We start from the raw sequence: 10,662 nt of genomic DNA on the forward strand, positions 1-10,662 counted from the left end.
TCGCTGACTGCAACGCAAAGCGCGAGATGTAATAGAAGAACAAGATGACATACAAAATGCTCATCGTCCAAACCGGATCGGCTCCGAACGCCCAGATCATTAGGGCCACGACGTGTGCGCCGAAAATAATCGGGTCAAAAGTATTGATGACGCCGAGTGCCACCCAATGATTGGAAAATGGCCGGAGTGCCTGTGTGCCGTATGAGTTGAATATGTCCACAAATACATGCAGGAACACAGCCAGGAAAGTCCATAGCCATAAATGAAGTAAATTGGCTTCCGGGAAAATAAGGTAAATAGCGCCGGAAAGCAAAATAGGCCATGACAGCACGGCCGGCACTGAATGTGTTATGCCCCGGTGATGGCGTATATACACCGCGTTGTCGCGCAGTTTTAAAACAGTATCGATATCGGGGATTTGTGAGCCGATAATGGTGCCGGTCATGACGGCAGTCCAAGTGGCCGGATGGGCAGCGACAACGGGATCGGCCATTGCCAACCCGCCGAGCGCAATACCCATGACGATATGAGTTCCTGTATCCATCGACGCATCCCCCTTCTTTGCGAGCGTTTATAATATCTTGTGTGCCCGCCATTTGATAAAATAAGTATATTCCCTAAATATACATACCCGCTTCAGGGCCGGAATAATCAGCACGAACGGAGGCAGAAAACATAAATATGGACAAGCAACAATTTCAGCAGGATTTGATCGGCTGGTTCCGGAAAGAACAGCGGGACCTGCCTTGGAGACGTACAGCCGACCCTTACCAAATCTGGATTTCCGAAGTCATGCTGCAGCAGACGAGAGTCGATACGGTTATTCCTTATTATAAACGCTTTGTCGAGAAATTTCCCACTGTCGAATCTTTGGCGCAAGCTGAAGAAGAAAGTTTATTGAAACTTTGGGAAGGGCTCGGCTATTATTCGCGTGCCCGCAACCTTCAGGCAGGTGTGCGCGAAGTCGCCGAACAATACGGGGGCATCGTGCCATCGACGCGCAAGGAGATTTCTTCATTGAAAGGCGTTGGTCCTTATACGGCAGGTGCAGTATTGAGCATTGCTTATGGCGTGCCGGAACATGCCGTCGATGGCAATGTCATGCGTGTGCTCAGCCGCATCCTCTTGATCGAAGAAGACATCGCCAAGCCGAAGACGCGCAAAGTGTTTGAACAGGCGGTAACAGAATTGATCAGCCACGAAGACCCATCTTCATTTAACCAAGGATTGATGGAACTCGGTGCGCTCATCTGCACGCCGACATCGCCAAAATGCCTGTTATGCCCGGTTCGCGATCATTGCGAAGCATTTCACGCCGGCAAGGAAACTGAATTGCCGGTTAAGACGAAAGCGAAGAAAAATCGCAATGCCGATTTCGCCATGATGGCAATTTGGAGCGGGGACAAGCTTTTAATGGAGCAGCGCCCAGGAAAAGGACTGCTTGCAGGCATGTGGCAGTATCCGATGCTTGAGCTGACCGCACCGCTCGAAGCGAATGAAGTCGGTGAATTATATGCAGAGACTTTAAACGGCGCGCTTTCTGATGTCGAGAAAATTACCGCTTTCAAACATGTCTTTTCTCATTTAACATGGAACGTGGATGGCTATTTGGCCAGAGCGGAAGAATTCACGCCGCCTGAAAACATGAAATGGGTGACACCGGAACAATTGGAGAATTTACCGATTGCCGGGCCCGGACAAAAAATGAAGACAGCTTTAGAGCAAAGAGGAGATGTAGCAAAATGACAGAACAAAAAGTGGCGTTAGTAACAGGCAGCAGCCGTGGGCTAGGAAAAGCGATGGCAATTGCGCTTGCGGAAGAAGGCTATGATATCGTCGTCAACTATGCGCGCAGCAAAACGGCTGCACTTGATACCGTAAAAGAAGTTGAAGCGAAAGGAAGAAAAGCGTTGCTCGTCCGCGCCAATGTCGGCGATGTCGATAAGTTGCGCGCCATGTTCGAAACGATCAAGGAAGAGTTCGGCCGCTTGGATGTGTTCGTGTCGAACGCGGCATCCGGCGTCTTGCGACCAGTCATGGAACTGGAAGAATCCCATTGGGACTGGACGATGAACATCAACGCTAAAGCGATGCTATTCGGCGCACAGGAAGCGGCCAAACTGATGGACAAAGGCGGCAAGATCATCGGCATCAGCTCGCTCGGATCGATCCGCTATTTGGAAAATTACACGACGATCGGCGTGTCGAAAGCGGCTGTCGAATCGATCACCCGTTATTTGGCGGTGGAACTCGCGCCGAAAAATATCGCGGTCAATACTGTCTCTGGCGGGGCGCTCGATACGGAAGCGTTGAAGCATTTCCCGAACCGCGAGGAACTGCTCGGCGATGCGCGCGACAACACGCCAGCAGGGCGCATGGTGGAAATCGATGACATGGTGAAAACCGCGATGTTCCTCATTTCCGACCATGCCGATATGATCCGTGGGCAGACGATCATCGTCGACGGAGGTCGGTCTATCGTCATGTGATTCTCGCAACTTTCGGCTTATTGCTGTATGTTTTCAGAATTGATTGATATAATGAACGGGAGATAACATATAGTGATAGTTAGACGAAAAGGTGGGATGGTGCATGGCGGTTCCTGCGGAGGGTGAAACAATCCAGATCCACAGTTACAAGCACAACGGACGCATCCACCGTGTCTGGCAGGAAACAACTGTACTGAAAGGGACGAACAATATTGTGATTGGCGCGAACGAACGCACGCTGGTGAGGGAATCGGACGGCAGGACATGGTTGACGCGAGAACCGTCGATCTGTTATTTCCATGCCGAACATTGGTTCAACATCATCTGCATGCTGCGTGACGACGGCGTTTATTATTATTGCAATATCAGCTCCCCGTTCGTCTACAATAATGGATCGTTGAAATACATCGATTATGACTTGGATGTAAAAGTGTTTCCGGATATGTCTTACACGCTGTTGGATGAAGACGAATTTGAAGACCATAAGCGGCAAATGGGCTACCCAGAAGTCATCGATCAAATACTCTACCGAAATGTGGACAAGCTGATCAGCTGGATCAAGCAAAGAAGAGGCCCTTTTGCCCAGGACTTTATCGAAGTATGGACGAGCCGGTATGAATTTCATAAGCATAACCGGATTCATGATTAACATGGAAAACCTGTTGCCTGCCAACAGGTTTTTCGTTTTGAACAGAATGGAGTGAACAGTTTGAGCAGTATGAAACGCTATATGAAATTCGTCAAGCCCTATTATTGGCAGATTGCCTTGACGATCTTCATCGGGATATTCAAGTTTGCGATCCCTCTTTTTATCCCTCTTTTAATCAAAATCGTCATTGATGATATCATCGGTGCAGAGGCATTATCGGACGCGGAAAAACTCAGCCAGCTTTATCTATGGCTCGGGGGCACGGCGATCGTGTTCTTCCTGCTGCGCCCACCGATCGAATATTTCCGGCAATATTATGCACAATATGTCAGCAATAAAATTCTCTATGATATCCGTAGCTATCTTTACAGCCACCTGCAGCGCCTGAGCTTGCGCTATTATGCAAACACACGGGCCGGGGAAATCATTTCACGGGTCATCAATGATGTCGAGCAGACGAAAAACTTCGTCATGATCGGCTTGATGAATGTTTGGCTCGATGTCGCGACCATCCTCATTGCCATCATCATCATGCTCACCATGGACGTATCCCTAACGATCGTGGCGCTGTTGGCTTTTCCTTTCTATGCATTCAGTGTCAAATACTTCTTCGGCCGTTTGCGTGATTTGACGCGCGAACGTTCCCAGGCGCTTGCCAATGTCCAAAGCTATTTACACGAACGCGTGCAAGGCATGAGCATCATCAAAAGCTTTGCACTCGAAAAGCATGAAGAAAAGATTTTCAATAACACGAACGATCAATTCCTGGAAAAAGCGATCGACCATACGAAATGGAATGCCAAGGCATTCGCGGTCGTCAACACCATCACCGATGTGGCACCGCTATTGGTCATCGGCTACGCCGGCTACCAGGTTATCCAAGGGAATTTGACGCTTGGGACAATGGTGGCGTTCATCGCTTACATCGAACGCTTGTATAATCCACTGCGTCGCCTCGTCAACTCGTCAACAACACTCGTCCAGTCACTTGCTTCGATGGACCGTGTCTTCGAGATGGTCGATGAGGAATACGACGTAACGGATAAACAAGGTGCGCGCGAACTTGGGCGCGTCGATGGCAAGCTTGAATTCCATAACGTCTCGTTCCATTATAATGACGGGGGAAGTGAAGTGCTGTCGAATCTCAACTTCACGGTCCGCCCAGGAGAAACAGTGGCATTTGTCGGCATGAGCGGCGGAGGCAAATCGACGATCGTCTCACTCATCCCGAGATTCTATGATGCCACGGAAGGTACGATCCGTATGGATGGCCACGACCTAAAAGACGTGACGATCCATTCCTTGCGCGATCAGATCGGTCTCGTCCTGCAGGATTCGATCCTGTTCAGCGAGTCGGTCAAAGAAAATATCCTGATGGGCAAACCCGATGCGACCGATGAGGAAGTCATTGCGGCAGCCAAAGCGGCGAATGCCCATGAATTTATCGAAAACTTACCGGAAGGCTACGATACGAAAGTCGGCGAACGCGGCGTCAAGTTATCTGGCGGCCAAAAACAGCGCATCGCCATTTCCCGTGTCTTCCTGAAAGACCCGGCGATCCTCATCTTGGACGAAGCGACATCCGCACTCGACCTCGAAAGCGAGGCGCTGATCCAGGATTCCTTGGAACGCCTTGCGCACGACCGCACAACATTGATGGTCGCGCACCGCTTATCGACCATCACCCACGCTGACCAAATCTTGGTCATCGACAACGGTCAATTGGCTGAACAAGGCACGCACGAAGAGCTGTTGCAAAAGCGTAGCGTCTATTACAAACTATTCCAAGTGCAGAACATAGGTTAACTATTTCAAGCTCCCCAATTTTTGGGGAGCTTTTTTAATAGGAAGGAAGGCTTTCGCCAATCTCCCGAAAACTATTGCATTACTACTAATATTACGTATAATGGAAACACGGAGAATGTTCTGAATAATTTAAAATGAAGAAGGAGGATCTCTATGGACGAACGTAAAACCATCTTGGATGTGAAAGGGCTGCGCACTTCCTTTTTCACTGATGATGGAGAAGTACCGGCAGTCGACAACGTGGATTTCCATATCCGCCAGGGAGAAGTGCTCGGCATCGTAGGGGAATCAGGCTGCGGCAAAAGTGTTACCTCATTGTCCATAATGGGGCTGGTGCCAAGTCCTCCAGGGAAAATTGTCAGCGGGGAAATTTTATTCCAAGATAAGGATTTGACGAAACTATCCGATAAAGAAATGCGCCAGATTCGCGGCGACGATATAGCGATGATTTTCCAGGAGCCGATGACTTCACTGAATCCTTTGTTTACCATCGGCAATCAATTGCGCGAAGCGTTGAAGATCCACAAAAAGGATTGGTCGAAAAGCCAAATCCAGGAACGCGCTGTCGAAATGATGAAGCTGGTCGGCTTGCCACGCGCAGAAGCTTTGCTTAATGATTATCCTCACCAATTGTCGGGAGGCATGCGCCAGCGCGTCATGATCGCGATGGCTTTATTGTGCGACCCGAAAGTGCTGATCGCGGATGAACCGACCACGGCCCTCGACGTGACGATTCAAGCGCAGATCCTTAAATTGATCAAGAATTTAAATGAACGGCTCGATACCGCCGTCTTGCTGATTACCCATGACCTTGGGGTCGTCGCAGAAACTTGCGAACGCGTCGTAGTCATGTACGCGGGTAAAGTGGTCGAAGAAGGGCCAGTACATACCATTTTCAATGATCCGCAGCATCCATATACCCGCGGCCTTCTAGAAAGCGTACCCGATATGCGCTTCAAGAAAGAGCGGCTATACTCTATTCCAGGAAACGTGCCAAAACCGGGATCGATCAAAGTAGGCTGTAAATACGCAGCACGTTGTGAATTTGCTTTCGATCGTTGCCGTGTGGAAGACCCGGCATTATACCAGACGGCAGAAGACCACAAGACGCGCTGTTTCCTATTCGATCCAAAGGAGGCCGAGTCGCATGACAGAACCGTTGTTGAAAGTTGAAGGCTTAAAGAAGTATTTTCCGGTTACGGGCGGCATGTTCGGCCGTGTCAAAGGGCAGGTCAAAGCAGTTGATGACATTTCTTTTTATGTAAATGAAGGCGAAACGCTCGGAATCGTCGGCGAATCGGGCTGCGGCAAGTCGACGACCGGGCGTATGCTTATGCGTTTGCTCGATCCGACAGAAGGCAAAGTGACGTTTGATGGCCAGGAATTGACCAGTTTGTCAGCGTCTGAAATGCGCAAGGCCAGACGCGATATCCAGATGGTCTTCCAAGATCCGTACGCTTCACTCAATCCACGCCACAGCATCGAAAAGATTTTGATGGAGCCGCTGAATGTCCATAATATCGGCGACCCGAAAGAGCGCAAACGCAAAGTGCACGAGTTTCTCGAAATCGTCGGGCTCAGCAGCTACCATGCCAAACGCTATCCGCACCAATTCAGCGGCGGCCAGCGCCAGCGCATCGGCATCGCACGCGCGCTCATGACTAACCCGAAACTGATCATTGCCGATGAGCCGGTTTCGGCGCTTGATGTATCGATTCAAGCGCAAGTGCTCAATCTAATGCAGGATCTGCAGCGCGATTTGAAACTGACGTACATATTCATCGCCCATGATTTGGGCGTCGTACGCCATATCAGTGACCGCGTAGGCGTCATGTATTTGGGCAATATGGCGGAGCTTGCGGATACAGAAAGCCTGTATGAAAAGCAGCGCTTCTTTCGGCAGTGCCTGTACCGGACCCTGATTTTGTCCGCGAAGAAGTGGTGATTAAAGGGGATGTGCCGAGCCCGGCCAACCCGCCATCAGGCTGCCGTTTCCATACACGCTGCCCATTCAAGATGGATATCTGCTCGCAGGAAATTCCGCGTTTCGCGGAAGTCGAACCAGGTCATTCTGTAGCTTGCCACCTCTATGAGGAATGCAGGCCGCAATGATAATAAAAAACAAAACGGAGGGGTTAATTTGGGGAAAAAGAAAATTGTATCAATCGCTTTCCTGATGCTGCTTTTGCTGTCCACAGCGCTTTACGGCTGTTCAGGCGGTGATTCGGAGTCAGGCGGAGAAGGCGGAGATTCAGAATCAGGCGGCGAAAAAGTCCTGATCTTCGGCCGCGGCGGCGACTCGGTGTCACTAGATCCGATCACAGTTACAGACGGAGAATCTTTCAAAGTAACGAAAAACATCTTCGATACATTGATCAATTTCGGAGAGCAGGACACAGAAATTGAAGCAGGGCTTGCCAGCGATTGGGAAGCTTCTGAAGATGGCTTGACTTATACGTTCCAATTGCAAGAAGGCGTCACCTTCCATGATGGAACGGATTTCAACGCAGAAGCAGTTGTCGCGAACTTTGAACGCTGGGCTGCTGGAGATGCAGACCAATTCCCGTACTATAAATCAATGTTTGGCGGATTTGGCGACGAAGAAGAACACGTCATCGAATCTGTTGAAGCGACAGGCGATAACGAAGTTGTTATCAAATTAAAACGTCCTCAAGCACCATTCTTGAAAAACTTGGCGATGAGCCCGTTCGGCATCGCATCACCGACAGCATTTGAAGAAGCTGGCGAATCATTCGGTGACAACCCTGTCGGCACAGGCCCATTCAAGTTCGTTGAATGGCAGCGCAACGACACGGTAACAATCGAGAAATTCGATGATTACTGGGTAGATGGAGAACCGAAACTCGACCAAGTCGTGTTCCGTGCAATTCCAGATAACTCAGCTCGCTTGAATGCATTATTGTCCGGCGAAATTGATTTGGCTGACGGCATCACGCCATCAGATTCAGAAACAATCGAAAACGATGAAAATCTTCAATTGTTCGAGCGTCCGTCGATGAACGTCGGCTACCTTGGATTGACGACTACTCGTGAGCCATTTGATGATCCGAAAGTCCGCCAGGCGATGAACCACGCGATCGACCGTCAGGCGATTGTTGATTCATTCTTCGAAGGCCGTGCAGAAGTCGCGAAAAACCCGATGCCTCCGGTAATCAGCGGTTATAACGACAGCATTGAAGGCTACGAGTACGACCCAGAAAAAGCGAAAGAACTTCTGGCTGAAGCTGGACTTGAAGATGGCTTCACAATGGAACTATGGGCAATGCCGGTTCCACGTCCGTATATGCCGGATGGCCAAAAAGTAGCAGAAGCGATCCAAAGTGATTTGTCAGAAGTCGGCATTACAGCTGAAATCGTTTCTTACGAGTGGGCAACATACCTCGAAAAAGCGGCAGCGGGAGAAGCGGATGCATTCCTTCTTGGCTGGACAGGCGATAATGGCGATGCGGATAACTTCTTGTATGTATTGCTTGACCAAGACAATATCGGTTCAAACAACTACACATACTACGAAAACCAAGAACTTCACGATCTATTGATCGAAGCTCAAACAGAAGTTGATGAAGATGCTCGCAACGAATTGTACATGCAGGCACAGGAAATCATTCACGAAGACGCGCCATGGGTACCGCTTGCGCACTCTACACCGCTTCTTGCAGGTGGGACGAACGTAATCGACTTTAAAGCGCATCCAACTGGCTCTGACAAATTGTCTTCAGTAGATCTGGAGTAGGCGTTTCTTTGGGGGAGAGGTCATACTGATTTCTCCCCCTTTTCAATACATAATGCAATTGAGATGGAGAGGTGAAGAAGATGCTTCACTATATCGGGCAGCGGCTTTTGCAATTGATTCCTGTCTTACTCGGAATGACGTTTATCGTCTTTATGATCATCCGGGCAATTCCAGGCGATCCCGCACAAGTCATCCTTGGGCAACAAGCATCCGAAGAAGCAATTAAAGCATTACGGACCAGTCTGGGGCTTGATAATCCCTGGTACATCCAATATTTCGATTACTTAAAAGGCCTGGTTACAGGCGACATGGGGGATTCACTGCGTACCCGTTCACCTGTTTCGGAAGAAATTTGGCCATATCTAGCAGCGACATTTGAACTGTCTTTATTCGCGATCATCATTGCCGTCGTCATCGGCATTAATGCGGGCATCATCTCTGCATGGTTCCAAAACTCGTGGTTCGATTACACAGCGATGGTGCTAGCTTTGATCGGTGTTTCCATGCCAATCTTCTGGCTCGGCCTCATGAACCAATGGATTTTCTCGATTGAACTCGGCATATTGCCGACGACAGGGCGTGAAAACGTCCGGGACCCAATCAATAACATCACCAATTTTTATGTGTTGGACACCATCATTCAAGGTGATTTCAACCAATTGGCGACTGTATTGAAACATTTGGTGCTTCCAGGCACGGCACTAGCCACCATTCCGATGGCGATCATCGCACGGATGACACGCTCTTCAATGCTTGAAGTCATGCGTTCGGATTATGTCCGGACAGCGCGCGCTAAAGGCGTCAAGATGTTCTGGGTCGTCTACAAGCATGCATTGAAAAATGCGATCATTCCAGTTCTTACAATCATTGGCTTACAGATGGGCTTATTGCTCGGCGGCGCCATTTTGACAGAAACCATTTTCGGATGGCCAGGCATCGGGCGCTATATTTATGAAGCGATCGGTTTCCGCGATTATCCGGTTATCCAATCCGGCATTCTAGTCGTCGCATTTATATTCGTCATGATCAACCTCTTCGTCGACTTGCTTTACGGCTTGGTCGATCCGAGGATCAAATATGATTAGGAAGGGGGAGGAGCACATTGGCTGAAACAGCAGCAGCAGACAAGCAGGAAATGCAAAAAGTCGCCGGTCCTTGGAAAGAGGCATGGCGCGGATTCCGCAAAAGTAAAGTCGCGGTCGTCGGCATGGGCATCGTCATTTTCTTCATTCTTTTGGCGATTTTCGGTCCGTTATTTACACCGCAAGGCATCAATGAACAAAATCTTTCCCAGCGGCTTCTGCCTCCTTCCGGCGATCATTGGATGGGTACAGACGATTTCGGCCGCGATATCTTGTCGCGTGTCGTATACGGAGCGCGCATCTCGCTATGGGTTGGATTCCTGGCGGTTATTGGCTCGGTAGTTGTCGGCAGTATTCTCGGCATTTTGGCCGGCTATTATGGGCGCTGGGTTGATACTATCATTTCCCGGCTGTTCGATATCATGCTGGCATTCCCGAGTATTCTTCTTGCGATTGCGGTGGTATCGGTTCTTGGGCCGTCCCTGCGCAATGCATTGATTGCGATTGCCATTATCAACGTTCCGAACTTCGGGCGCTTGATCCGATCGAAGGTATTGAGCATCAAGGAAGACGAATACATCATGTCAGCGAAAGCGATCGGCATGAAAGACAACCGCATCTTGGTTTCGCATATTTTGCCGAACTCCATGGCGCCGGTTATCGTCCAAGGCACGCTCGCGATTGCGACAGCGATCATTGAAGCGGCGGCACTCGGATTTCTCGGGCTCGGGGCGCAGGCACCTTCCCCGGAATGGGGCAAGATGCTGGCCGATTCCCGCTCGTACTTGACCAATGCACCGTGGACGATGATTTTCCCTGGTGTGGCGATCATGTTGACCGTACTTGGCTTTAATTTAATGGGAGACGGGCTGCGCGACGCAC

The 10,662-nt window shown here is 49.7% G+C and carries 9 protein-coding genes and 1 pseudogene; 9 read left to right on the forward strand and 1 reads right to left on the reverse strand.

Going from position 1 to position 10,662, the window contains the following annotated elements:
* Positions 1-544: metal-dependent hydrolase (locus ON064_RS14465; protein ID WP_274625324.1), on the reverse strand; the 544-nt coding region annotated here is incomplete at its 3' end.
* Between the two features lie 137 nt (positions 545-681).
* Here ON064_RS14465 and mutY point away from each other — a divergent pair.
* From mutY to nikC, 9 genes and pseudogenes are all read left to right on the forward strand, one after another.
* A complete protein-coding gene (mutY, locus tag ON064_RS14470; protein WP_274625325.1) occupies positions 682-1,746 on the forward strand; it encodes an A/G-specific adenine glycosylase in 1,065 nt (354 codons plus the stop codon).
* Positions 1,743-2,489, forward strand: coding sequence for an enoyl-[acyl-carrier-protein] reductase FabL (gene fabL, locus ON064_RS14475; RefSeq protein ID WP_274625326.1), 747 nt, complete (start codon positions 1,743-1,745; stop codon positions 2,487-2,489). Before mutY ends, fabL begins: the two co-directional genes overlap by 4 nt.
* 103 nt (positions 2,490-2,592) lie before the next feature.
* A complete protein-coding gene (gene ntdP / locus ON064_RS14480; protein ID WP_058381347.1) occupies positions 2,593-3,138 on the forward strand; it encodes a nucleoside tri-diphosphate phosphatase in 546 nt (181 codons plus the stop codon).
* 60 nt (positions 3,139-3,198) lie between these two features.
* Complete coding sequence (locus ON064_RS14485) at positions 3,199-4,944, forward strand: ABC transporter ATP-binding protein (protein ID WP_274625327.1); 1,746 nt, start codon at positions 3,199-3,201, stop codon at positions 4,942-4,944.
* Between the two features lie 153 nt (positions 4,945-5,097).
* The gene (locus ON064_RS14490) at positions 5,098-6,117 is read left to right on the forward strand and encodes an ABC transporter ATP-binding protein (RefSeq protein WP_058381345.1); all 1,020 of its coding nucleotides are present in this window, start codon (positions 5,098-5,100) and stop codon (positions 6,115-6,117) included.
* Positions 6,092-7,056, forward strand: a pseudogene (locus ON064_RS14495) (ABC transporter ATP-binding protein). The gene ON064_RS14490 and the pseudogene ON064_RS14495 overlap by 26 nt, the downstream one beginning before the upstream one ends.
* Before the next feature lie 28 nt (positions 7,057-7,084).
* Positions 7,085-8,698 carry an ABC transporter substrate-binding protein gene (locus ON064_RS14500; protein WP_274625328.1) on the forward strand — a complete coding sequence of 538 codons (1,614 nt, stop codon included), beginning with the start codon at positions 7,085-7,087 and terminating at the stop codon, positions 8,696-8,698.
* Positions 8,699-8,778: 80 nt separating this feature from the next.
* Entirely contained in the window at positions 8,779-9,783 is a 1,005-nt protein-coding gene (locus ON064_RS14505; RefSeq protein ID WP_058381342.1) for an ABC transporter permease, read from the forward strand.
* Between the two features lie 50 nt (positions 9,784-9,833).
* A partial coding sequence (gene nikC, locus ON064_RS14510; protein ID WP_274625329.1) for a nickel transporter permease occupies positions 9,834-10,662 on the forward strand: 829 nt, incomplete at its 3' end.

This window comes from Planococcus sp. A6 (assembly GCF_028823615.1).
Lineage (GTDB): Bacteria > Bacillota > Bacilli > Bacillales_A > Planococcaceae > Planococcus.

Excerpts from the sequence above, each read along its gene's own strand:
- mutY (WP_274625325.1), top strand. The coding sequence starts at position 682 with ATGGACAAGCAACAATTTCAGCAGGATTTGATCGGCTGGTTCCGGAAA.
- fabL (WP_274625326.1), top strand. The coding sequence starts at position 1,743 with ATGACAGAACAAAAAGTGGCGTTAGTAACAGGCAGCAGCCGTGGGCTA.
- ntdP (WP_058381347.1), top strand. The coding sequence starts at position 2,593 with ATGGCGGTTCCTGCGGAGGGTGAAACAATCCAGATCCACAGTTACAAG.
- ON064_RS14490 (WP_058381345.1), top strand. The coding sequence starts at position 5,098 with ATGGACGAACGTAAAACCATCTTGGATGTGAAAGGGCTGCGCACTTCC.
- ON064_RS14505 (WP_058381342.1), top strand. The coding sequence starts at position 8,779 with ATGCTTCACTATATCGGGCAGCGGCTTTTGCAATTGATTCCTGTCTTA.